Origin of the sequence: Reyranella soli, assembly GCF_007992495.1 — a bacterium.
GTDB classification, from domain to species: domain Bacteria; phylum Pseudomonadota; class Alphaproteobacteria; order Reyranellales; family Reyranellaceae; genus Reyranella; species Reyranella soli.
This window is the reverse complement of sequence record NZ_BKAJ01000053.1, coordinates 1-21,868: the sequence shown is the minus strand read 5'-3', so window position 1 is coordinate 21,868 and position 21,868 is coordinate 1. Positions and strand designations below refer to the sequence as shown.

Sequence of the window (21,868 nt, the reverse complement as noted above, 5' to 3'; positions counted from 1 at the left end):
AGCGGCAACAACGGAACCGCCAACGACGTCGCCATCGCCCTTCCGCCCGGCCGTTCGCCGATTCTGATTACGGCCTACTACACGGAATCGACGACGCTCTCGGACGATGCCCGCAACAAGGTCATCGAGGAGGCGGGCCGCCTGGCCATCGCCGGGCTCGGCTAGCGTCTTTACGTCTTCGCCGGCTGCGCGGCCGCCACTCTGCGCAGCCGGACCACCTCCTCGACGATGCTGGTCTGGCCGGTCTGCTTGCCCAGGTCCTCGGCGCGCTTCAGCAGCGGCGTGGCCGTTGCCGTATCCCCCTGCAGCAGGGCGCTTCGCCCGGCGCGCAGGAAGAGGTCGGCGGCGTCGGCGGCGCGGCCGGATCGCAAGGCTGCATCGCCCGCCAGCGACAGGGCGCGCGCCATGCCGCGGTAGTCGAGCGCCTGCTGCCGGTTGGAGGCGGATTGCTCGAGCAGGCTCAGCGCCCCGCCGGAGTCGCCGGCCAGCAAGGCCGCGCGGCCCTGCAGCTCCTGACGGTCGGCTTCGAGGTCGGCCTGCTTGGTCGGCGGCATAAGAGCGGCGATCGCCTGGGCGAGGCCCGCGGCATCGCTGCGATCGGCCGCGACCAGGCCGCGGATAAACCAGGCGCGCCGTACGGCGTCGGGGTCCTTGGCGCCGCTATCGATCACTTCCTGCGCCGCGCTTGCCGCCGCGCCGAGATCGCCGGTGCGATAGGAAGCGGCGGACTGCACCAAAATCAGCTCCGGCGGCACCGCAGCGCGCCGCCGAGCAAGCTCGGCCCGCGCCTCGCGCGCCGTGGCAATGGCAGCCTTCGGATCGCCCGCCTTCATCTGTGCGAGCGCAAGATTGTAGGCGACGTCGCCGATGGCGCCGGCGTCGTCGCGTTCGTAGGCGCGCGACAGCGCCACCTTGTACTGGCGCACCGCCACGCTCGGCAGGTCCATCGACAGGGCCTGCGTGCCGGCCTTGTTGGCCTGGTCGAGCTTGATGTCGGGGGGCGGACCGGTATCGACCGGCGTGCCGCCGCCGCAAGCGGCGAGAGCCAGCACTGACAACAACGTCAGCGGCTGGCGCATCACGGCCGCACCTCGACCGCAGGCGCGCGACGGCTGGGCTGAGCGGGCGCGCTGCTGCTGCCGAACAGCCAATGATGGCGCAATTGCCCCAGCAGCAGTTCGAGCTCGCGCGCGGCGATCTGGGCCTGCAGCAGCGTGGCCGGCATGGCGTCGGTCGTGTCCTGCACGTTGCGCGTGATCTGCGGCGTCGTCGCCGCGAGGTTGCGGGTCGTGGTCTGCAGCGAGGTCAGGATCGAGTCGGTCTTCGCCAGGATCTGGGTGATGCGGGGATCCTTGGAGGTGCGCTCGAGCTGGGCAGCAAGCTCGCGCACGCTGACCAGCGTCGCCTCGAGATCGGCCGGCAGCTTGTCGTCGCTGATCAGCCGTCCCGCCAGGCCCTGGCCGCTCTCGACCTTGCGCGCGATGCCGGCAGCGGAGGTCAGCGTCTGCTCCAGCGGCCCAGTCGGATCGGTGATGCGCTGGGCGACGGCATTGAAGGCCTGTACCGCTTTGTGAATTTCGTCGATCACCGGGACGACCTTGGCGCGCACTTCCTCGATCATCTCGCCCAACGAATCGGTCGCCCCGCGTTCCGTGGTCGCCGCGATCACGGCGTAGGACCAGTCGAGCTCCGGCCCGACGCCGCGCTGGACGTCGATAAAGGCCGCACCCGCGACGCCGAACTGGCGGCGGATCGATACGACCGAATCGCGCCGGATGAACGGCCGCATCTGGTCTTCGACGCGCGCAACGGCATGCATGCGCTGGTTGGGATCGATGACGATGCGGCGCACCTCACCGGCGCGTGTGCCCATCACCTGGACCTCCGCCCCGGGTGCCAGGCCCGAGACGCCTTCGTCGGGCAGCAGGATGCGCAGCGTGAAGGAGGGCTGAAACCAGTCCTTCAGCAGGCCGGCATTGATCAAGACCGCGACGAACACGCCGACGCAGGCCAGCACCACCGCGCCGACGACCTCGTCGAACTGATAGACGCCGAATATCGAGCGCTTCATCGTGACCTCCGCACCCGTATCAGCCCGTGATCGCCCAGCCGAAATGCCTGGTTCGTGTGGACAAACTGAGCGGCCTGTGTCGCGAGACTTGCCGTGATCCACAGCACTGTGGCGCCGCGGTCGCATGCCGCCGAGATCGCCTGCGCCATCGGCACGGCGAGCTCGGAAGACTGGTCGAGCACCTGATCCTGTACCACGATCAGGTCGGGCGAGCCGAGAAATCCGCGCACGCAGGCTGCCCTCACCAGGGCGCGCATCGGTGTGGCGTCGCGCCGCCCGGCCGGCAGGCCGGGCAGGCCGAACAGGCGGGCAAGCTCGGTGGCGTCGGCAATGACCTCGGCCCGCGGCTGGTTGAAATGGTAGGCGCGGGCCACCAGCACCGATTCCAGCACCGTCATGTGCGACGGCCAGACATCGGTCTGCATCACGGCGCCGATGCGGCGCCGGCGATGGAAGCGCTCGCGCGGCGTGTGGGTCGCCCAGTCGATGCCGAGAAAGCGCACCTCGCCGGCGCCGGGATCGGCGAGCCCCAGGCACAGGTCGACCAGCAAGGCGGCGTCGTGCTCGTCCTCGACCTGGACCAGCGCCACCTCGCCGTGCGGCAGCTCGAGGTCGAGGCGGGCGGTGTGCGCCGAGAACTGGCGATCCGCCAGGGCAACGCCCTGCAGCGACAGGACCGATCGGCCGGGACGTGCCGCCATCAGGCCACCAGATCGAACAGGGTGTTGACCAGCAGGATGGCCAGCGCCGAGCGCACGAAGCCGCGCGGCACCAGCCGCTGCAGGTCGTCGGATTCATCGCGGCGGCCGAGGCCCGTGGAGCAGCAGGTCAATGCCACCATGTAGCCGATGACGATGCACTTCAGCGGCGGAACGATGAAGTCCTGGATCTTCATCGCACGCAGCACGGCGTCGGCGAAATCCCAGATCGAATAGGCGACCAGCTCCAGCCCGTAGGCGAGGAGGTAGCTGGTGAGCATGGTCGAGCAAAGGAGCACGGTGGCCAGGCAGAACGAGCCCAGAGCGAAGGCGATGGCGCGCGGCAGCACCAGCAGGGCCAGCGGATCGAGGCCCTGGATCTCGAGCAGCCTGAGCCAGCCCTTGGGCTGCGCTTCGCCGAGCTCGATCAGTGTCGCGGTACCGCTCCTGCCGAACACGATCAGGCCGACCAGGATGGGCACCAGCTCGCGGATCAGCAGGATCACGATCACCGGGCCGACCAGGCCGGTCGTGCCGGTCTGCGCCAGCCAATAAACCGCCTGGGTCACCAGCGCGAAGCCCACCAGCATGCCGGTCACGACCGTCGTCAGCAGCGACCGTACCGCCACCTCGTCCAGCACACGCTTGAACTGCGCCCAGACCGGGCCGCGCCACGCCTCGCGCCGCAACGCGACAAAGGCCACAGTTGTGGCAAATGACATGAACAGCAGCAGCCGGCTGGTGTTGGAGATCGTGACGGCGCCGATGGCGGCCAGCGCACGTCGCGGCCGGGGGCGGGGGTCGTAATGCTGGGTGCGGGCGATCATATGCGGCCCACCATCACGAAGGTGCGCATGTTGCCGGTCTCGGGCAGGAAGTAGCTGCCACGCGGTCGGAACAGGAACTGATTCGACAGCAGGTCATAGGCTGTCTCGGATGCCGCGATCGTGCGGCGCCCCGCGGCGCTGGCCAGCACCTTGGCGATGCCGACCGAGCCGCCCCACAGGCTGCGGCTCGGCGGGTCGGTGCCGACAGTCGAGGCCATGACCGTGCCGATGTCGATGGCGAGGCGGAAGTCGAGACTGGTGCCCCAGCGATCCTCCAGCTCGATCAGCCGGTCGCGCAGCTCGAGCATGGCCGTTGCCATGCACATCGCATGGCCCTCCACCGACCTCCGGTCACGCAGGAAGGCCACCAGCACGATCTGGTCGTCGAGCAGGGCCGCATAGCACACGCCGCTCTTCTCGATGGAGCGCTGCAATTCGTGGACGATGGCGTCCATCGCCGTGCGCTGGCCGGTATCGGACGGACGCTGGGCGACCGTCGTCCAGTTTGGCAGCTTGATGACGCCGACCGCCGCCCGGTCGATCGCGCTCTCGATCAGGCTCTCCATCGGCGCGTTGTGAGCCAACAGGGTGCGTTCGAGACGGGTCTGGCGCTGGGCGAAGCTGTCCTGCGCCTCGGCGGGTGCCGCCTCGTCCTTGGCGGTCGCCGCAGCCGCTGCGGCGGCGGCGACGACCGTCGCCTGCGCGCCGGGCGTGGGGGCCGCGGCGGCCGTGAAGCGCAGCGCCAGCAGGATCGAGAGGGCGTCGCAGAATGTCGCGAGGCCCGCCGCGCGGTCGCCACGCTGCGGCTCCTCGACCGACATCATGCCCATCAATCGTCCGGCCATCACGATGGGGGTGATGTAGACGTCGCTGATCTCGAGTGGCTGCAGGTAGGTCGCGAACAGCTCCGACGTCCGCTTGTCCCGGCCGGCCTCGGCGGTGTCGATGGCCTCGCCCTTTGCCAGGGCGGCGAACAGGTTGGGCATCTCGTCGCGATGGAGCGCGAGGCCCACGGTATGGTCATGCACGGTGCTGTCGAAGCAGTCTTCGCAGGTCAGCGTGCGGCCATCGCGGCTCAGCCGCCAGATCGCCACGCGCTTGGCAGCGCAGGCGGCGGCGGCGCTCTCCGTCGCCCGGGAAAGACCGGCCTCCTCGGCGTCGGCGGCCACGGCATCGTGCGCCAGGTCGATGAAGGTCTGGGTGCGGGTCTCCAACGCCTCCTGGCGCGTGGTCGCGGCGGCGGCGCGCCGTTCGGCCTGGACGTTGCGCCAGGCCAGCATGCCGGTGAGTGCGGCGACGATCAGCACGACGCCGACCGACATGACGAGGGCGGTGACGCCTGAGTCGGAGACGAAGCCCACGAAGTCGGTCTCGGGCACGATAATCAGCACGATCCAGTCGCGGCTGGTCAGCCGCCGTACCGGCTCGGACGAGACGATGATGCGCTCCTGGCCGAAGTCCAGGATCTTGCGGCCATAGCCTTCGATCCGCAGCAGGTCGTAGGCGCGGGTCAGCACTGGATCGCCGACCTCGTCGAGCCGCGGCGCCTTCGCTTCCGGATCGGTGGCCGGCACCCAGTTGTCGTCGGGATAGGCGATGATGCGGCCCGCGGCATCGACGATCAGCGCCCGACCCTTGCTGCCGATGTGGAGCTGTTCGAGGTAGGCGCAAAGCGTGGCGATCTCGATGTCGACGGCGATGACGGTCTGCAGCTTGCCGTCGCTGTCGAAATGCGGCAGCGCCACCGTGAGGCCGGGCTTCTTCAGCGTGTAGAAGAGGTAGGTATCGGTCCAGAACATCTTCCGCGTGCTTTCCGCGCCCTGGTACCAGGGCCGAGTGCGCGGATCGAACGTGTCGCCGGGATCTTCCTCGAGGGTGAGCGTCTTGTTGTTGCCGTCGCGCCTCTCCCAGGTGACCCGCCGGCCCTCGCGGCGGTCGATCGTCTTGGTGTCGAAACCGCCTTTGTCGTTGCGCACGACGAAAAGAAAGTTGCCCTCGGCGTCGGCGTAGCTGAAGGCCGAGACGGACGGGATATTGGCGATGGCGTGGCGGGCGAACCGCTCCATTTCGGGCGCCGCCTCGATGACGCTGCGCCCGGCGGCCGCGGCGTCGGCCAGCACCAGGAACTGCTGCGGCGGCGTGAGGTACGAGCGCATCTGGGCGCCGACCCGCCGGTCGATTGCCGTGATCAGGTCGTTGCTGAGGGTGCGCGCACCTTTGCGGTTGGCGTTGTAGACGACATAGGCGATGGCCGCGACCAGCACGACCACGACCACCACGCCCAGCACCGGCAGGCTGTGACGCAGCGTCGTACGCAGGCGTGATGCAGTGCGGGCACGCGCTGCCGCCTTCGACGGGGTCTTCGATGCGGGTGCGGCCGTCGGCTGCAGCGCAGGTGTGGGCGAGCGCGCCATGTGGCCGCCAGTTTAGCGCATTGCCAGCCTGACGTAGAGGCTGTCGACGTGCCTCTTGGACGTACGTCTTGGAGTGGCCTTCTAGCGAGTGTTCCTGGGCTCGCCCGGCTGGCGCGGCAGGAATATCGTCAAGATTCCCAGCAGCAGAAGGAAGGGCGTGACCTTGTAGACGGTCTCGATGCTGGTCAGGTCGGCGAGTTCGCCCAGGGCGGCGGCGCCGAGGCCGCCCAGGCCGAAGGAGAAGCCGAAGAACATGCCGGCCACCAGGCCGACTCTGCCTGGCATCAGCTCCTGGGCGTAGACCAGGATGGCGGAGAACGCCGAGGCCATGATCATGGCCACGAGGACCGCGAGCACGCCCGTCCAGAAGAGATTGGCGTAGGGCAGCATCAGGGCGAAGGGCAGCGCGCCCAGGATCGAGAACCACATCACCGGGATGCGGCCGACCTTGTCGCCGACCGCGCCGCCCATGATGGTGCCGCCGACGATGCCGACCAGGAAGGCGAACAGGTAGAGCTGCGCCGTCGCCACGTCGATGCCGAATCTCGACATCAGATAGAGCGTGAAGTAGGAGCCGAGGCTGGCGCTGTAGACGTTCTTCGAGAAGAGCAGCGCCACCAGGATCGCGACCGCGAACGCGACGCGGCGGCGCGACAGGGGCGGGGCAGCAGACGCTGTTGACGCGGCCTTGCGCGCCGCGGGCTTGCGCTCAGCTTGGCGTCGTCCGTACCAGCCGCCGACCTGGAACAGAACGAGCATCGCCACCAGCGCCGCGGCGGAGAACCACACGAGGCTGTGCTGGCCGTGCGGCACCACGATGAAGGCGGCGAGCAGCGGCCCGGCCGCCGAGCCCATGTTGCCGCCGACCTGGAACAGCGACTGCGCCAGGCCGTAGCGGCCGCCCGACGCCATGCGCGCCACGCGCGAGGCCTCGGGGTGGAATACCGACGAGCCCATGCCGATCAGCGCCGCGGCGAACAGGATCATGGGATAGGAGTCGGCGCGCGACATCAGCAGCAGGCCGACCAGGGTGAAGCCCATGCCAACCATGAGGGAATAGGGCTGGGGCTTCTTGTCGGTATAGAGCCCGACCAGCGGCTGCAGCATCGATGCGGTGCACTGGAAAGCGAGCGTGATCAGGCCAACCTGGCCGAAGCTCAGCGCGTAGTTCTCCTTGAGGATGGGATAGAGCGCCGGGACCAGCGACTGCATCATGTCGTTGAGCAGATGGCAGAAGCTCAGCGAGAGGATGACCGCGAAGGTCGTGGTGTTGGCCGAGGCCGTCGATACTGTGGAAACTGCAGGCGTCGCCGCGGGCGCCGATCCCGCCGACAAGGTACTATCGCTCATATTTACAGAATAACAGATGAGGTCGGCGACACTACCGCCGCCGCGGCAAGCCAGCGTTGCAGGGGCCTGCGGCGATGGAACCTTCAATGCAGTCAGAGTGTTATCTGCCACCCGATGGCGCCAGACCAACCTATTCGCGGCACATTTACCGATGTGCCGGCCCGGCTCGACCGGCTGCCATGGAGCCGATTCCATCGGCTGGTGGTGGTCGCGCTCGGCATCACCTGGATTCTCGACGGCCTCGAAGTCACCCTGGCGGGATCGGTCGCGGCCGCGCTGCAGACCAGCCCGCGCCTGCATCTCACGGCCGAGCAGGTCGGGCTGACCGGTAGCGCCTATCTCGCCGGCGCCGTGCTGGGCTCGCTCTTCTTCGGCCATCTCACCGATCGTCTGGGCCGCAAGAAGCTGTTCAATGTCACGCTGGGTGTCTATCTGGTGGCCACCGCGCTCACCGCCTTCTCGTGGGACTTCTATAGCTTCCTGCTGTTCCGCTTCCTGACCGGCGCGGGCATCGGCGGTGAGTACTCGGCCATCAATTCGGCGATCCAGGAGCTGATCCCTGCGCGCCTGCGCGGTCGCGTCGATCTCGCCATCAACGGCAGCTTCTGGCTCGGCGCGGCGGGCGGCGCGCTGCTCTCGGTGTGGCTGCTCGATCCAGAGCTGCTCGCTCCCGACATGGGCTGGCGGCTCGCCTTCGGCAGCGGCGCCGTGCTCGGCCTGGTGATCCTCTATCTGCGGCGCTTCCTGCCCGAGAGTCCACGCTGGCTGATGCTGCATGGCCAGCCGGGCGAGGCGGCGCGCGTCGTCGACGGCATCGAGGCGCGCATCATCGCCAGCGAAGGCGTGACCTTGTCGCCGGTGACGGCGCGGCTCGCATTGGGCGACACGCATCGCACCACGTTGCTGTCGGTGGCGCGCACGCTGCTGCGCGACTATCCCGGCCGCACCACGCTCGGCCTGGTGCTGATGGCGGCGCAGGCCTTTATCTACAACGCCATTTTCTTCACCTACGCGCTGGTGCTGACGCGCTTCTACGGCATCGAGGCCGACAAGGTCGGGCTCTACATCCTGCCGTTCGCGCTCGGCAATTTCCTCGGGCCGCTAGTGCTCGGCCCGCTGTTCGATTCGGTGGGCCGCAAGACCATGATCTTCGCGACCTACGGCCTGTCGGGCCTGCTGCTGGCCCTGACCGGCTGGATGTTCGCCGAGGGCATGCTCACCGCCACGACGCAGACGGCGATGTGGAGCGTGGTGTTCTTCTTCGCCTCGGCGGCGGCCAGCGCCGCCTACCTGACGGTGGGCGAGTGCTTCCCGTTGGAGATTCGCGCGCTCACCATTGCGCTGTTCTACGCCTTCGGCACTCTGCTGGGCGGCGTCGGCGGACCCTGGCTGTTCGGGGTGCTGATCGCCAGCGAAAGCCCGACCGAGATCGTGACGGGCTACATGCTGGGGGCGTTCCTGATGATCGTGGCCGCCCTGGTGACCCTGCGGCTAGGCGTCAAGGCCGAAGGCCGGCCCCTGGAAGAGGTGGCGCCGCCCCTGTCGATGCGCGTCGAGCTTGCCGATCCGCCTGAAAAGCGGCGATAATCGCTGCTCTTCCCTCCTCCGCCGAAGAGGTGATGGAATGACTTCCGACGAGCTCATGACCGCTCTTGGGCAGGCCGCCGCCAAGGTTTGGGGCCAGTTGCCGGCGTACGTACAGCACGATCTGTTCGAAGCTGCCGTACGATCGGCCGGCAAAGGCGCGCGCGAGGAGTTGGCCGTCTTCCTCCATCGCCGCCATCCGCGTACGACGGACGGCGAGGACTCTGGCAGAAGGGTGCCGGAGCCGGACAGCCTGGGTGGATGAGCGAACGCTGATCTGATCCTGCGCCGGCCGGCCCGGCTCAGGATCGATAATGGTGTCTTGGAAAAACGATATTCTCCGCCTCATGGACGAGGCCGCCGTGCCGGGCATCGCCGTGGCGCTCGTCATGGACGGCCGGCTCAATCGCTATGTGAACCTGGGCGTGCGCGGCGTGCAGAAGCCAATCGCACTCGATGAGGACACGGTCTTCGACGCGGCGTCGCTCAGCAAGCCGGTCTTTGCCCACCTCGTCCTGCAACTCGTCGAGCGCGGCGCGCTAACGCTGGAGACGCCGCTCGACGACTACCTTGCAGGCTATCTTGCTGCCGATCCGCGCGCGCGACTGGTGACGGCCGGCCACGTCCTCAGCCATAGCGCAGGCCTGCCGAACTGGCGCAATGCCGACTACCCGCTCAGGACCTACTTCGCGCCGGGCGAGCGCTTCAGCTATTCGGGTGAGGGCTATCTCTATCTTCAGAGGGCCGTCGAGGCCGTCACGGGCGAGAAGCTGCCGGAGCTGGCTGAGCGCCTGGTGTTCGAACCGCTGGGCATGACCCGCTCGAGCTTCGTCTGGCAGCCGCGCTTCGACGGCAACAGGGCTTGGCCGCACGATGCCTTCGGTGCACCGGCCCTTGGCAACAAGCCGGGAGAGGCCAATGCGGCGTGGTCGCTACAGACCACGGCTGCCGATTTTGCCCGCTTCCTGATCGCGGTCCTGGACGGCGTCCGATTGAAGCCTGAAACGGCCAGGCTCTGGTTGAGACCGCGCGTCGACATTCGGCATCGCGGCATTCAGTGGCTCGAACCGCTCACCGAGGATGTCGTCACCGATATCGCCTGGGGACTGGGCTGGGGCCTGGAACCGCGGGCCGGCACCTTCTTTCACTGGGGCGACAACGGGCCTTTCACCTCGTTCACGATCGGCTCGATGCGTGAACGCGCCGCGTTCGTCGCCTTCACCAACAGCGCGTCGGGCCATTCGATCATGTCGGCGCTGGTGGCGCAGGTCGTTCCCGGCGATCGGCCGTCGCTGAGCTGGCTCGACTACGGCCGGCACGACGGGCCGGCGCGTCGGTTGTTTCGTGCGGCGGTGGCCGACGGAGTCGAGGCGGCCTGGGCCGACATGCAGCGCGCCGCCCTGGGCCCGGGCGATCTGCGCTGGATCGCTCAGGGCCTCAATGCACGCGGTCGCGAAAAGGATAGCCGCTGGCTTCGGCGGCGGATCGAAGCGCTGCAGAAGCCGGCCTAGTCGTCGAGGCGAGTCCGTCGGTTATGCATTTGCTGTGATTGCATGAACCTCGAGCGTGAGAATAGGGTGCGCCGGTTCATGCCAATGGAGTGTATATGTGTAACGCTTGTCTTGCCGCTGGATTGTCTCGCCGTGTCATGCTGGGAGCGGGCTTGGCCGCAATGGCCACTGCGCCGCTTGCCGAGGTCGCGCGGGCTCAGCCGGCGAGAGCCGCCGACACGCCGGATGCGGCGCTGAAACTCCTGCTCGACGGCAATGCCCGCTACGTCTCGAACCAGATGAATGAGCGCGATTTCTCGGCCGGCCGGGCGGCCCGCACGCTCGGGCAGGCGCCGTTCGCCGCGATCCTTGGCTGTGCCGATTCACGGGTCGCGCCGGAGCTTGCCTTCGACCAGGCGCCGGGCGATCTGTTCGTGGTGCGCGTGGCCGGCAACTTCATGACACCCGATGGACTGGCGAGCCTGGAATACGGCGCGGCCGTGCTCGGCACCAAGGTGATCATGGTACTGGGCCACACGAATTGCGGCGCCATCAACGCCACGGTGGCCGCGCTGCAGAAGGGCAACGACCTGCCGGGCCACATCGGCGATCTGGTGCGGGCGATGAAGCCGGGCGTGGAGCCAGCCCTGAAGCAGCCGGGCGACGACCTCGCCCAGCGCGCGGTTCTCGCCAACGTGCGCTACAACGTCCAGCGCCTGCTCGAAGCCAAGCCGATCCTGGCCGACATGGTGGCAGCCAAGAAGCTCAGCGTCGTCGGCGGTGTTTACGACCTGGCGACGGGCAAGGTCGCGCGGGTCTGATTTTTTCGCGGAGCGCGGGTCTTGGCCCGCGCTCCAGAGGCTGCTACGCCAGCCTGCTTTACGCAGGAACGGGCCGGGCGCGCTGGTTATAAAGCATCTTGCGGATGCGGGCCTGCTCCTCGGGCGGCAGCTTGGTGTTGTCGACCGAAAGGTCGGCGCCGACTGCCATGCCCTTCTGGACCGCGGGCCGCGCGCCCAGCTCCTCGAACCAGCGCTTGAAATACTTGAACTCCTCGATGTCCTGGCCCTGGAACTTCCAGTTGATGGTCCACGGATAGCAGATCATGTCGGCGATCGTGTACTGGTCGCCGGCCAGGTACTTGTGCTTGTAGAGCTGGTTGTTCAGCACGCCGTACAGCCGGTTGACCTCGTCGGTGAAGCGCGTGATGGCGTACTTCTGGTCGCCTTCCTTGGCCTGGTCGACGCGGCGGAAATGACCGCACTCGCCGCTCTTGGGTCCCTGGTTGGCCATCTGCCAGATCAGCCACTGGTTCACGTCGTAGCGCGTGCGCACGTCCTGCGGATAGAACTTCCCGGCCTTCTCGGCGATGTACATCATGATGGCGCCGGACTCGAAGATCGTGATCGGCTTGCCGCCGTCTTTCGGTTCGTGGTCGACCATCGTCGGCATGCGATGGTTGGGGTTCATCTCCAGGAACTCTTTGCTGAACTGATCGCCGCGGCCGATGTTCACGGGCACGATCTTGTAGGGCAGGCCGCATTCCTCGAGCAGGATGGTGACCTTCTTGCCGTTGGGCGTGGGCCAGTAATGCAGGTCGATCATGGACGATCCCTCCTTGGGTTGGCGGGGAGCTTATCGCCCTTGACCGCGACTGGGAAATTACTTAATACTAGTTAATCATTAATTTATTGGAAGTAAGAGGATTGCCATGCGGACGGCGATTCGCAATCGGTTGATCGGTTACGGTTTCAAGACATGGGCCTGGTCGGTGCGCATGCGGCGCCTGTTGGCGGCGCTCGGCCGGCCGCGGCTGCGCGGCGTCGAGCACTTCACCATTCCGGTCAAGGACCTGGCGGCTGCCCGGCGCTTCTACTGCGATGTACTGGGCGGCGCGTTGATGATGACCATCGACGACGACGCCTTGAAGAAGTTCGGCCGCCCGCCGGCGCCCGACGGCGGCGAGGGCTCGCACCATCTGTCGGTCTATCTCGGCGGTGCGACGCGGGTCGATCTCTTCCTGCAGCAGCAGGGCCAGACCGCGCCGACGCTCGGCCATCCGCACTATGCCTTCGGCGTGCCGGCGCGCGACCTGTCGAAGTGGCAGCGGCGGCTCGCGGCCGAGGGCGTGGCGATGGATGGCCCCTTGCAGCTCGGCCCACCGGGCCACGCCTCGATCTATTTCGACGATCCGTTCGGTAATCATCTCGAGATCACCTGCCTCGGCTTCACCGGCGCCGTCGAGCAGCGCCCGCCGATGCACGGCAGGATCGCCCGCGCCGCATGAGCGCGCTGAAGGACAACACTGCCGGCGAGCTCCTGCTCGCTCTCGTCGATCGCGTGTCGCATCGCGGCGGCGACACGCTCGCCCTGATGAACGAGGCGGGCACGACCCTGCCGCAGATCCTGTTCCTGGCGCGATTGCGCCAAGCCGGCGGCGGCACGGCCTCCGAGCTCGCGGGCACGCTCAACATGTCGCTGCCGGCCGTAAGCCAGATGGTCGACCGGCTGTTCCGCCTCGGCCTGTTGAGCCGTGCCGAGGACGCCGAGGATCGCCGCCGCAAGCGGCTCGCGACCACGGCCAAGGCCGATTCGCTGCTCGACCGGCTGACGCGAGCGCGGGCCGCCGAGTACAGCCGCGGCGTGGCGCGACTTTCGCCAGCGTTGCGCAAGGAGCTCGCGGCCGTGCTGCAGAAGGCGGTACGCGAACTCGCGTGACACCGCGGCCGAAAGTGCGCGAGAAAAGGCCATGGACGACAAGATGATCGGCCGTTCGATACGGCGCCTCGAAGACGCGCGCTTCCTGATGGGCCGCGGCCGCTACGTCGACGACATCGGTGAGGCCAATGCGCTGCACGGACACGTCCTGCGCTCACCGCACGCCCATGCGCGCATCAAGAGGATCGACGTGTCGCCAGCGACGTCCGTCGCCGGCGTCCATGCCGTCTACACGCACGCCGATCTCGCAGCCGAGGGGCTGGGCCACATGCCGTGCCTGGCGGCGGTAAAGCCGATGATCGTGCCGCCGCGGCCGGCGCTGGCCGATGGCCGCGTGCGCCATGTCGGCGACCCGGTGGCCTTCGTCGTGGCCGACAGCGCAGAGGCAGCCCGTGAGGCGGCCGAGCTGATCGAGGTCGACTATGAGGCGCTCGACGCCGTGGTCGACGGTATCGCCGCACTCGCGCCCGATGCGCCGGCGATTTGGCCCGAGGTGCCGGGCAATCTCGTCTATCACGTCCAGCGTGGCGACGCCGACACGGTGGCGAAGGCAATGGCCGAGGCCGCGCATGTCGTCGAAGTGGAGGTGATGAACAACCGCATCATCGTCACGCCGATCGAGCCGCGGTCCGGTATCGCGCGCTACGACGCCGCGACCAGCGCGATGGATCTCGAGCTGACCGGGCAGGGCGTGCACGGCATCCGCCGCCAGCTCGCCGAGTTCATTTTCAAGCTGCCGCTCGATCGCGTTCGCGTGCATGCGCCCGATGTCGGGGGCGGCTTCGGCATGAAGAATTTCCTCTATCCCGAATGGATCTTGCTGCTGTTCGCGGCGCGCCGGCTCGGGCGGCCGGTGCGCTGGCTGGCCGATCGCGCCGAGGAGTTCGTCATGGGCGCGCAGGGCCGCGACATCGCCGCGACCGCCAAGCTCGGCCTCGCCGCCGACGGTCGCCTGCTGGCGCTCGACGTGAAGATGGTCGCCAATCTCGGCGCCTATCTCTCGGGCAACGGCCCGGGCGCCTCGGTGGTCGCCGCCTCGACGGCGCAAGGCGGCGTCTACGACATTCCCGCGATCGCCGTCGATATCCGCGGCGCGCTCAGCAACACCGTGCCGGTCGACGCCTATCGCGGCGCCGGAAAGCCCGAGGCCAACTACATCATCGAGCGCGCCATCGAAGCGGCGGCGCGCCAGCTCGGCCGCGATCCTGCCGAGCTGCGCAGGCAGAACCTGATCGCCTCCTTCCCGCACCGGACGGCGCTCGGCATGGCGATCGATTCGGGTGGCTTCGTCGCCAACCTCGATGCCGCCGTGGCGCGCGCCGACGCCAAAGGCTTTGCCGCCCGGCGTGCGGCGGCGAAGGCGCGCGGCCGATTGCTCGGCATCGGCGTCGCCTGCTTCTTGGAAACCTCGCGCGGCGCGCCCAACGAAGGCGCGGAAGTGCGCTTCGAGGGCGATGGCAAGGTCATGGTCGCCGTCGGGACCGAGTCCAACGGCCAGGGCCACGAGACCGCGTTCGCCCAGATCGCCGCCGATCGGCTCGGCGTTCCGATCGAGGCGATCCGCTACGTCCAGGCCGATACCGGCCAGGTGAAGAGCGGCGCGGGTCATGGCGGCGCGCGCTCGATGCACATGGGCGGGGCGGCCGTCGTGAAGGCGATCGATGCGACGCTTGCAAAGGCACGCACGCTCGCGGCCCATCTCTTGCAGGCCTCCGAAAGTGAGCTGGTCTTCGCCGACGGACGTTTCTCGGTGCTGGGCAGTGACCGCGCCATCGCCCTGCCAGTGCTGGCGAGGAGCGCGGAAGATCCGGCCAACCTGCCGGACGGCATGACGCCAGATCCGGCTGGGGGCCTGGGCGAGCACGTGATGAACATGACCGATGTCTTCACCTTTCCGAGCGGCTGCCACGTCGCCGAGGTGGAGATCGATCCCGAGACCGGCGCTACGGCGTTGGTGCGCTACACTGCGGTCGACGACTACGGCCGCCTGATCAATCCGCTGCTGACCGAGGGCCAGGTGCAGGGCGGCGTGACCCAGGGCATCGGCCAGGCGATGGTCGAGCACACCGTCTACGATTCCTCGTCGGGCCAGCTGCTCAGCGGCTCGCTGATGGACTACGCCCTGCCGCGCGCCGACGATCTTCCGCCGTTCGACATCGAGCTGATCGAGCGGCCGACGTTGGCCAATCCGCTGGGCGTGAAGGGCTCGGGGCAGGCAGGCTGCATCGCCGCTCCGCAGACCGTGATGGCCGCCATCCTCGATGCGCTGCGGCCGGCCGGTGTCGAGGCGCTCGACATGCCGGCGACACCCGAACGCGTCTGGCGTGCGCTGCGCGAGGCCGAGCGCCGTTGATCGACAAGACGAGCGGCGGTCAGCATCACATCCTGACCGGCATCCTGTTCATCTGCGGCGCCGGCATCCTGTTCCCGGTGATGAACGGCTTCGCCAAGTTCCTGGGCGAGAGCGGCTACGACTCCCTGCAGGTATCGTGGGCGCGGGCCTTCGGCCACATCCTGTTCATGCTGGCGGCCTTCGTGCCGCGCTTCGGGCTCGCCATGCTGCGCACGCATCGACTGGGCACGCAGATCCTGCGCTCGGCGCTGCTGATGACGTCGAACCTGTCGTTCTTCTTCGCCATCATCACCATCCCGATCGCCAAGGCCGCCTCGATCAGCCTGACCGCGCCGCTGGTCGTGGCGCTGCTCGCCTGGCCGATGCTGGGCGAGCGCACGACGGTCGGCCGGCTGGTGGCCCTGGGCGTCGGCTTCGTCGGCGTGCTGATCGTGATCCGGCCGGGCACCGAACTCTTCCAGTGGGCCTCGCTCGGCGTGGTGCTGAGCGCCACCTGCTATGCGCTCTACCAGATCCTGACGCGGCGCATCGCCGGAACGGACTCGCCCGAGACGTCGGCGATCTACAGCTCGATCGTGGGCGCCTTCGGTTTGATGTTCGTCCTGCCGTTCGTCTGGAAGACGCCGGAATCGTTCCGCGACATCGCCTACTTCTGCAGCCTGGGCGTTTTAGGCGCGCTCGGGCACTACTGTGTCGCCCGCGCCCTGCACTATGCGCCCGCCAACATCGTCACGCCGTTCCAGTACATGCAGCTCCTGGGCTCGGTCGTCGTGGGCTACCTGTTCTTCGGCAACTTCCCCGACGTCTTGGGTTGGGTCGGCGCCGCCATCATCGTCGGCGCCGGACTCTATATCGGCTGGTCGCAGCGCAAAGCCAGCTAACCCACCGTCACCGGCGAGAAGTCGACGTACCAGCTCTTGGGGTGGACGTAGCCCTTGACCTTGCTGGAGACGGCGTTGGGCCACACGTCGTGGACCACCCAGACGAACACCGCGTCGTCGACCATCTTGGTGTTGATCTTCGCCAGCACCTTGTCGAGCTCTTTCGGATCCGACGTGCTGCGCGCCTCCTTGGCGAGCTTGTCGAACTCCGCATCGTTGATGTAGCCCCAGTTCGACCCCTTGGGAGGGACTTGCTGGCTGTCGACGAAACGCATGAAGGCGTTGTGCGGGTCCATCGTGTTCCAGCTGACGTTGATGGCGCCGAACTGCTGGCCTTCCGGCGACTTGGCGCCCTGGCGCATGGTGTTCAGCAGCGCATTCCAGTCCATCACCTGGAACTCGACGTCGATGCCGACCTCGGCCCATTGCTGCTGGATCGCTTCGTTCATGATCAGCGGATACATCTGCCCCGAGCCCGAGGTCGAAATCGCGATCTTGGTCTTGAGCTTCTTCGCGGGCCCGTAGCCCGCTTCGGCCAAGAGCTTCTTTGCCTCTGCCGGATCGTACTTGATCTTGAAGGAGGGCGTGCCGAACCAGGGATGATCGGCCGGCACGCAGCCGACGGCCGGGATGGCGAGCCCGTTCAGCACCTTGACGATGGCGTTGCGGTCGATGGCGAGGTTCATCGCCTTGCGCACGCGGATGTCCGCTGTCGGTGCGCCGGGCAGCATGCTGAGCGTATAGGGCCACATGTGCGGGATCGCATTCGTCTCGATCTTGCAGCCCGCGGCCTTGAGCTTGTCGAGCGAGTCGGGCGCCGGCGCCTCGATCCAGTCGACCCGTCCCGACAGCAGGGCGGCCGAGCGCGTCGAGACGTCGGGGATCGGCAGCAGCACCATGCGCTCGCTCTTGGGGATGCGGTCCTTGTTCCAGTAGTCGGCGTTGCGCTCGAGCTCGGCGCGCTCGCGCGGCGACCAGGCCTTCATCTTCCACGGACCGGTGCCCGACGGCGACTTGCGGTAGGCCTGCCAGTCGCGCCCGACCTTCTCGAAGTTGTCGGCGCTCGCGATCATGAAGCGGTTGAGCAGCGACGGCATGATCGTGTCGACGCCGTTGGTCTGCAGCTCGACCTTGTAGTCGTCGATCTTGCGATAGGCGACGAGCGGCCACACCGCGGCGATCAGCACGCTACGGCCCAGGCGATCGAAGGACGGCGACTTGTCGTTCAAGGTGCGGTCGAGGCTGAAGATGACGTCGTCGGCGGTGAACGGCGCGCCGTGATGGAACTTCACGCCCTGGCGCAATTCGAAAATCCATTTCGTCGGATCGGCGGGGTCCTGGTACCACTTGGTGGCAAGGCCCGGCACCAGCTTCGCCGGTTCCGTCGCCGACGAAAGGTCCCACGCGACCAGCGGATCGTAGAGCGTGTAGCCCATGAAGCGGATGCCTTCGGTGCCCTGATCGGGCGCACCGTCGGTGACGGGAATGTCAGCCAGCGTCATGGCGATGCGCAGGGTCGTAGGCTGTTGCGCTTCCGCGCCGCGGGCGAAGGGCAGGGTGGCGCTGGCGAGCAGGGCAGCACGACGCGTAAGCATGCGGAACCTCCTGGAAGTTCCGTTACACGAAGCATGAAGCGCGCCAGCGCGGACGCGGCCATGGACGCGGCACATATCTTGCTGTTCCATCACCGACCATGACAGCACCGAACACGCTCTCGGCCACCGAGCTCGCGCAACGACTGGATGCCGGGGCGGTGACCGCCGAGGCGATCGTGCGCGCCCATCTCGAGCGCATCGACCAGCGCGATGCCGATGTGCTCGCCTGGTCGCATCTCGCGCGCGATGCTGCACTGGAACGCGCCAGAGTGCTCGATCGCGGACCACGTCAAGGTTTGCTGCATGGCATCCCGATGGGCGTGAAGGACATCATCGATTCCGGCGACCAGCCCACGACCTACGGCTCGCCGATCTACAAGACGCACCGGCCGCTGGCCGATGCCGCCACCATCGCGCTGGCGAAGAACGAGGGCGCGATCCTGCTCGGCAAGACGGTCACCACCGAGTTCGCCAATCGCCATCCCGGCGTGACGAAGAACCCGCACAATCCCGCGCACACGCCGGGCGGCTCCTCGTCGGGCTCGGCGGCGGCGGTCGCCGACTTCCAGGTCGTGCTGGCGACCGGCACGCAGACCGGCGGCTCGGTGATCCGGCCGGGCGCGTTCTGCGGCGTCGTCGCCTACAAGCCGAGCTACGGCCACTTCGCGCCGGCCGGCATGAAGGCCAACACCGAGTGGCTCGACACGATCGGCGCCTATGCGCGCACGATCGAGGACATCGCGCTGTTCCGCGCCGCGCTGATGGCGATGCCCTACCGGCCGATCGCCAGGCTCGACAAGCCGCCGCGCATCGCCGTGTGCTTCACCCATCACAAGGCGGAGCTGTCGGCCGAAGGCACCAGGGCGGTGAACGATGCGGCGGCTCTGCTCGCCAAGGCGGGCGCCAAAGTCTCCGAGATCGATCTGCCGGCGCCGGTGCGCGACATGACCGAGGGTCAGCGGACACTCAGCGCCTTCGACGGCCCGCGCGCCCATGCCGACGAGGCGCGGCGCTTTCCCGAGCTGCTGAGCGAGAGCCTGAAAAAGGACAAGCTCGCCGCTGGTGCTGCAATCGACTACGCGACCTGGGTCGCTGCCCGCAAGCTCGGCGAGAAGGGCCGCGCCGCCGTCGACGCGCTGTTCAGCGACTTCGACGTCATCCTGACTGCGCCGGCGCCCGGCGAGGCGCCGGTCGGCCTGCAAACCACCGGCAAGGCGACGTTCAACCTGCTGTGGACCTATCTCTGGATGCCCTGCGTGACGCTGCCGTTCACCAAGGGGCCGACGGGTCTGCCGGTCGGCATCCAGCTCGTCGGTCGCCAACACGAGGATACGACCCTGCTCGATATCGCCGGCTGGGTGAGGAGCGCGCTATGAAGCCGCTCAGCGCCACCGAAGCCGTCGCCCGCATCGAGGCCGGCACGCTCACCGCGGAAAAGCTGGTGCGCGACTGCCTCGATCGCATCGCCGAGCGCGAACCTGTGGTGAAGGCCTGGGCTTTCCTCAATCCCGACCTCGCCGTTGCCCAGGCACGGGCGGCCGACGTCATCCGCGGCGGCATCCTGCGCGGCGTGCCCATCGGCGTGAAGGACATCATCGATACCCATGACATGCCGACCGGGCACAACTCGCCGATCTTCCAGGGCAAGATCCCCTTCGGCGATGCCGCCTGCGTGGCGCTCTGCCGGACGGCCAACGCCGTGATCCTGGGCAAGACGGTGACCACCGAGTTCGCCAACCGCCATCCCGGGCCGACCACCAACCCGCACAATCCCGGCCATACGCCGGGCGGCTCGTCGTCGGGCTCGGCGGCCGCGGTCGCCGACGGCCACGTACCGCTCGCCTTCGGAACCCAGACCGGCGGCTCGGTGATACGCCCGGCGGCTTATTGCGGCGTCATCGGCTACAAGCCGACCTTCAACGACTTCAGCCGCGTCGGCATCAAGATGCAGTGCCATTCGCTCGACACGCTGGGCCTGATGGCACGCACGCTGGACGACATCGCCCTGTTCCGCGGCGCCGTGCTCAAGCTGCCGCCGGTGGCGATCGACCCCGGCATTCCACGGCCGCGCATCGGCCTCTGCCGCACGCCGATCTGGAACGAGGCCTCGGCCGACACGAAGAAGCTGCTCGAAGCCACGGCGGGCAAGCTTGCCGACAAGGGCGCCGCGGTGATTGACGTCGCCTTCGCGCCCACCTTCAACGATATCCTCGACGATCATGGCGCGATCTCGGGCTGGGAGAGCGCGCGCAACTATGCCGACGAGCGATTGCGCAATCCCGACAAGGTGAGCGGCGAGCTGATGGCTGGCCTGAAGAAGGGCCTGGACGTCACCTTGGAGCGCTATGTCGCCGCGCAACGCAAGTCGGTCGCGTTCAAGGCCCATGTCGATTCCTTGTTCGACAAGGTCGACGTTCTCATCTGTCCCAGCGCGCCGGGCGAGGCGCCGGCCGGTGTCGAGTTCACCGGCGATCCGCGCTTCAACTCGATCTGGACGCTGGCCGGCACGCCCTGTGTTACCTTGCCGGCCGGCACCGGGACCAACGGCCTGCCGCTCGGCATCCAGCTCGTCGGTCTGCGTCATGAGGACGACCGGCTGCTGTCCACGGCCGCATGGGTGGCGGCACACCTGAACTGAGGCTTATCCATGCCCCGCATCAATGGCGAACGACTTTTGGCCGACCTGCGCCGCATCGCCGATTTCGGCCGCTACCAGACCGGCGTCCATCGTCCGCACCTGTCGCCGCAGGACGTCGAGAGCCGGCACTGGCTCGCCGGCCGGATGAAGGAGGCGGGGCTGGAGCCCGTGATCGACGGCGTCGGCAACGTCATCGGTCGCAGCCCCAAGACGGGGCCGCGGCTGCTGATGGGCTCGCACACCGACACCCAACCGCGCGGCGGCTGGCTCGATGGCGTGATGGGCGTGATCTACGGCTTGGAGGTGGCGCGCGCGCTGGCCGAGGATCCCGACACCGCGCATCTCGCCGTCGACGTCGCCTCGTGGGCCGACGAGGAGGGCCACTGGGGCGGCATGATCGGCTCCAAGAGCTTCATCGGCCGCATCACCGAGGCCGATGTCGACAATGCACGCCATCGCGACGACGGCAGCAAGATGCGAGACGCGCTGAAGGCTGCCGGCCTCGACAAGGCGCCGCGCATCGAGCTGGAGGACGGTCGCTACCGCTGCTACCTGGAGGCCCATATCGAGCAGGGCGGTGTGCTGGAGCATACCGGCAAGCGCATCGGCGTGGTCACGGCGATCGTCGGCATCTATCAATATCGCCTGACCTTCAGCGGCATTCAGAACCATGCCGGCACGACGCCCATGCCGATCCGCAAGGATGCCGGCGTCGCCATGATGCGGCTCTACAACGAGGTGATGGAGCGCTTCCCCGCACTCGCCGGTCCACGCAGCGTGTGGACGGTGGGCAAGATGTCGATCGAGCCGGGCGCGCCCGCCATCATCCCGGGCAAGGCCGAGATGATCCTGCAGTTCCGCGATGCCGACGTTGCGGTCCTGAAGCGCCTGGAGGCCTGCCTGCTCGAGATCGTCGATGCGCACGGCAAGCGCGGCCCCTGCACGATCGAGTGCGTCAACCTCGGCCGCACCATGCCGGCGCCCATGGAAGAGCGCCTGCAGGAGGCGCTAGACGAGGCGGCAGAAAAGCATGCCGGCGGCCAGCACATGCGCATGCCCTCAGGCGCCGGCCACGACGCCCAGATCCTGGCGCAGCGCCTGCCCGCGGCGATGATGTTCGTGCCGTCGATCGGCGGCATCTCGCATCATTTCACCGAGAACACCGCTGATGCCGACATCGTGCTGGGCTGCCAGGTGTTCGCCGATGCCGCGGCGAAGATTTTGAAAAGCAACTAGTAGCTCTGCACAG

19 protein-coding genes are annotated in these 21,868 nt (G+C 67.8%); 11 read left to right on the top strand and 8 right to left on the bottom strand.

What is annotated here, in order from left to right:
• Positions 1-170 precede the first annotated feature (170 nt).
• The 6 genes from RSO01_RS16005 to RSO01_RS15985 form a co-directional block, all read right to left on the bottom strand.
• Positions 171-1,079, bottom strand: coding sequence for a hypothetical protein (locus RSO01_RS16005; protein ID WP_147150121.1), 909 nt, complete (start codon positions 1,077-1,079; stop codon positions 171-173).
• Positions 1,079-2,071: an MlaD family protein gene (locus RSO01_RS47280; protein WP_170303100.1), complete on the bottom strand. Its 993-nt coding sequence runs from the start codon at positions 2,069-2,071 to the stop codon at positions 1,079-1,081. The genes RSO01_RS16005 and RSO01_RS47280 overlap by 1 nt, the downstream gene beginning before the upstream one ends.
• Positions 2,068-2,772 carry an ABC transporter ATP-binding protein gene (locus tag RSO01_RS47275; protein WP_170303099.1) on the bottom strand — a complete coding sequence of 235 codons (705 nt, stop codon included), beginning with the start codon at positions 2,770-2,772 and terminating at the stop codon, positions 2,068-2,070. The genes RSO01_RS47280 and RSO01_RS47275 overlap by 4 nt, the downstream gene beginning before the upstream one ends.
• Entirely contained in the window at positions 2,772-3,596 is an 825-nt protein-coding gene (locus RSO01_RS15995; protein ID WP_147150119.1) for an MlaE family ABC transporter permease, read from the bottom strand. The genes RSO01_RS47275 and RSO01_RS15995 overlap by 1 nt, the downstream gene beginning before the upstream one ends.
• Positions 3,593-6,010, bottom strand: a complete 2,418-nt coding sequence (locus RSO01_RS15990) for a cache domain-containing protein (protein ID WP_147150118.1) — start codon at positions 6,008-6,010, stop codon at positions 3,593-3,595. Before RSO01_RS15990 ends, RSO01_RS15995 begins: the two co-directional genes overlap by 4 nt.
• 81 nt (positions 6,011-6,091) lie before the next feature.
• Positions 6,092-7,360 carry an MFS transporter gene (locus tag RSO01_RS15985; protein ID WP_147150117.1) on the bottom strand — a complete coding sequence of 423 codons (1,269 nt, stop codon included), beginning with the start codon at positions 7,358-7,360 and terminating at the stop codon, positions 6,092-6,094.
• 114 nt (positions 7,361-7,474) lie between these two features.
• On the opposite strand from RSO01_RS15985, the gene RSO01_RS15980 reads away from it, so the two are divergent.
• From RSO01_RS15980 to RSO01_RS15965, 4 genes are all read left to right on the top strand, one after another.
• Positions 7,475-8,947 carry an MFS transporter gene (locus RSO01_RS15980; RefSeq protein ID WP_147150116.1) on the top strand — a complete coding sequence of 491 codons (1,473 nt, stop codon included), beginning with the start codon at positions 7,475-7,477 and terminating at the stop codon, positions 8,945-8,947.
• 37 nt (positions 8,948-8,984) lie between these two features.
• The gene (locus tag RSO01_RS15975; RefSeq protein WP_147150115.1) at positions 8,985-9,209 is read left to right on the top strand and encodes a hypothetical protein; all 225 of its coding nucleotides are present in this window, start codon (positions 8,985-8,987) and stop codon (positions 9,207-9,209) included.
• Positions 9,210-9,291: 82 nt separating this feature from the next.
• Positions 9,292-10,455: a serine hydrolase domain-containing protein gene (locus RSO01_RS15970; RefSeq protein WP_170303098.1), complete on the top strand. Its 1,164-nt coding sequence runs from the start codon at positions 9,292-9,294 to the stop codon at positions 10,453-10,455.
• A gap of 95 nt (positions 10,456-10,550) precedes the next feature.
• Positions 10,551-11,255: a carbonic anhydrase gene (locus RSO01_RS15965; RefSeq protein WP_147150113.1), complete on the top strand. Its 705-nt coding sequence runs from the start codon at positions 10,551-10,553 to the stop codon at positions 11,253-11,255.
• Positions 11,256-11,313: 58 nt separating this feature from the next.
• On the opposite strand, the gene RSO01_RS15960 is transcribed toward RSO01_RS15965, so the two are convergent.
• A complete protein-coding gene (locus RSO01_RS15960; RefSeq protein WP_147150112.1) occupies positions 11,314-12,039 on the bottom strand; it encodes a glutathione S-transferase N-terminal domain-containing protein in 726 nt (241 codons plus the stop codon).
• A 106-nt stretch (positions 12,040-12,145) separates the two neighbouring features.
• On the opposite strand from RSO01_RS15960, the gene RSO01_RS15955 reads away from it, so the two are divergent.
• The 4 genes from RSO01_RS15955 to RSO01_RS15940 are packed head-to-tail and all read left to right on the top strand — an operon-like array spanning position 12,146 to position 16,386.
• Entirely contained in the window at positions 12,146-12,721 is a 576-nt protein-coding gene (locus RSO01_RS15955) for a VOC family protein (protein ID WP_147150111.1), read from the top strand.
• Positions 12,718-13,152 carry a MarR family winged helix-turn-helix transcriptional regulator gene (locus RSO01_RS15950; protein WP_147150110.1) on the top strand — a complete coding sequence of 145 codons (435 nt, stop codon included), beginning with the start codon at positions 12,718-12,720 and terminating at the stop codon, positions 13,150-13,152. The genes RSO01_RS15955 and RSO01_RS15950 overlap by 4 nt, the downstream gene beginning before the upstream one ends.
• 31 nt (positions 13,153-13,183) lie before the next feature.
• On the top strand, positions 13,184-15,505 hold the full coding sequence (locus RSO01_RS15945) for a xanthine dehydrogenase family protein molybdopterin-binding subunit (RefSeq protein ID WP_218037354.1): 2,322 nt from the start codon (positions 13,184-13,186) through the stop codon (positions 15,503-15,505).
• Complete coding sequence (locus RSO01_RS15940) at positions 15,502-16,386, top strand: DMT family transporter (protein ID WP_147150109.1); 885 nt, start codon at positions 15,502-15,504, stop codon at positions 16,384-16,386. The genes RSO01_RS15945 and RSO01_RS15940 overlap by 4 nt, the downstream gene beginning before the upstream one ends.
• On the opposite strand, the gene RSO01_RS15935 is transcribed toward RSO01_RS15940, so the two are convergent.
• A complete protein-coding gene (locus RSO01_RS15935) occupies positions 16,383-17,981 on the bottom strand; it encodes an ABC transporter substrate-binding protein (protein WP_147150108.1) in 1,599 nt (532 codons plus the stop codon). The genes RSO01_RS15940 and RSO01_RS15935 overlap by 4 nt on opposite strands.
• Positions 17,982-18,079: 98 nt before the next feature.
• Between RSO01_RS15935 and RSO01_RS15930 the strand changes: the two genes are divergently transcribed.
• From RSO01_RS15930 to RSO01_RS15920, 3 genes are read left to right on the top strand one after another with little or no spacing between them, the layout of a single operon-like run.
• A complete protein-coding gene (locus RSO01_RS15930) occupies positions 18,080-19,357 on the top strand; it encodes an amidase (RefSeq protein WP_147150107.1) in 1,278 nt (425 codons plus the stop codon).
• Positions 19,354-20,619, top strand: coding sequence for an amidase (locus RSO01_RS15925; RefSeq protein WP_147150106.1), 1,266 nt, complete (start codon positions 19,354-19,356; stop codon positions 20,617-20,619). The genes RSO01_RS15930 and RSO01_RS15925 overlap by 4 nt, the downstream gene beginning before the upstream one ends.
• Before the next feature lie 9 nt (positions 20,620-20,628).
• A complete protein-coding gene (locus RSO01_RS15920) occupies positions 20,629-21,855 on the top strand; it encodes a Zn-dependent hydrolase (protein WP_147150105.1) in 1,227 nt (408 codons plus the stop codon).
• The last annotated feature ends 13 nt before the right edge of the window (positions 21,856-21,868 follow it).

Coding starts and splice junctions, on each gene's coding strand:
- RSO01_RS15920 (WP_147150105.1), top strand. CDS start 20,629: ATGCCCCGCATCAATGGCGAACGACTTTTGGCCGACCTGCGCCGCATC.
- RSO01_RS47275 (WP_170303099.1), bottom strand. CDS start 2,772: ATGGCGGCACGTCCCGGCCGATCGGTCCTGTCGCTGCAGGGCGTTGCC.
- RSO01_RS15965 (WP_147150113.1), top strand. CDS start 10,551: ATGTGTAACGCTTGTCTTGCCGCTGGATTGTCTCGCCGTGTCATGCTG.
- RSO01_RS15955 (WP_147150111.1), top strand. CDS start 12,146: ATGCGGACGGCGATTCGCAATCGGTTGATCGGTTACGGTTTCAAGACA.
- RSO01_RS15945 (WP_218037354.1), top strand. CDS start 13,184: ATGGACGACAAGATGATCGGCCGTTCGATACGGCGCCTCGAAGACGCG.
- RSO01_RS15935 (WP_147150108.1), bottom strand. CDS start 17,981: ATGCTTACGCGTCGTGCTGCCCTGCTCGCCAGCGCCACCCTGCCCTTC.
- RSO01_RS15975 (WP_147150115.1), top strand. CDS start 8,985: ATGACTTCCGACGAGCTCATGACCGCTCTTGGGCAGGCCGCCGCCAAG.
- RSO01_RS47280 (WP_170303100.1), bottom strand. CDS start 2,071: ATGAAGCGCTCGATATTCGGCGTCTATCAGTTCGACGAGGTCGTCGGC.
- RSO01_RS15930 (WP_147150107.1), top strand. CDS start 18,080: ATGACAGCACCGAACACGCTCTCGGCCACCGAGCTCGCGCAACGACTG.
- RSO01_RS16005 (WP_147150121.1), bottom strand. CDS start 1,079: ATGCGCCAGCCGCTGACGTTGTTGTCAGTGCTGGCTCTCGCCGCTTGC.
- RSO01_RS15980 (WP_147150116.1), top strand. CDS start 7,475: ATGGCGCCAGACCAACCTATTCGCGGCACATTTACCGATGTGCCGGCC.
- RSO01_RS15995 (WP_147150119.1), bottom strand. CDS start 3,596: ATGATCGCCCGCACCCAGCATTACGACCCCCGCCCCCGGCCGCGACGT.
- RSO01_RS15985 (WP_147150117.1), bottom strand. CDS start 7,360: ATGAGCGATAGTACCTTGTCGGCGGGATCGGCGCCCGCGGCGACGCCT.
- RSO01_RS15960 (WP_147150112.1), bottom strand. CDS start 12,039: ATGATCGACCTGCATTACTGGCCCACGCCCAACGGCAAGAAGGTCACC.
- RSO01_RS15990 (WP_147150118.1), bottom strand. CDS start 6,010: ATGGCGCGCTCGCCCACACCTGCGCTGCAGCCGACGGCCGCACCCGCA.
- RSO01_RS15950 (WP_147150110.1), top strand. CDS start 12,718: ATGAGCGCGCTGAAGGACAACACTGCCGGCGAGCTCCTGCTCGCTCTC.
- RSO01_RS15925 (WP_147150106.1), top strand. CDS start 19,354: ATGAAGCCGCTCAGCGCCACCGAAGCCGTCGCCCGCATCGAGGCCGGC.
- RSO01_RS15970 (WP_170303098.1), top strand. CDS start 9,292: ATGGACGAGGCCGCCGTGCCGGGCATCGCCGTGGCGCTCGTCATGGAC.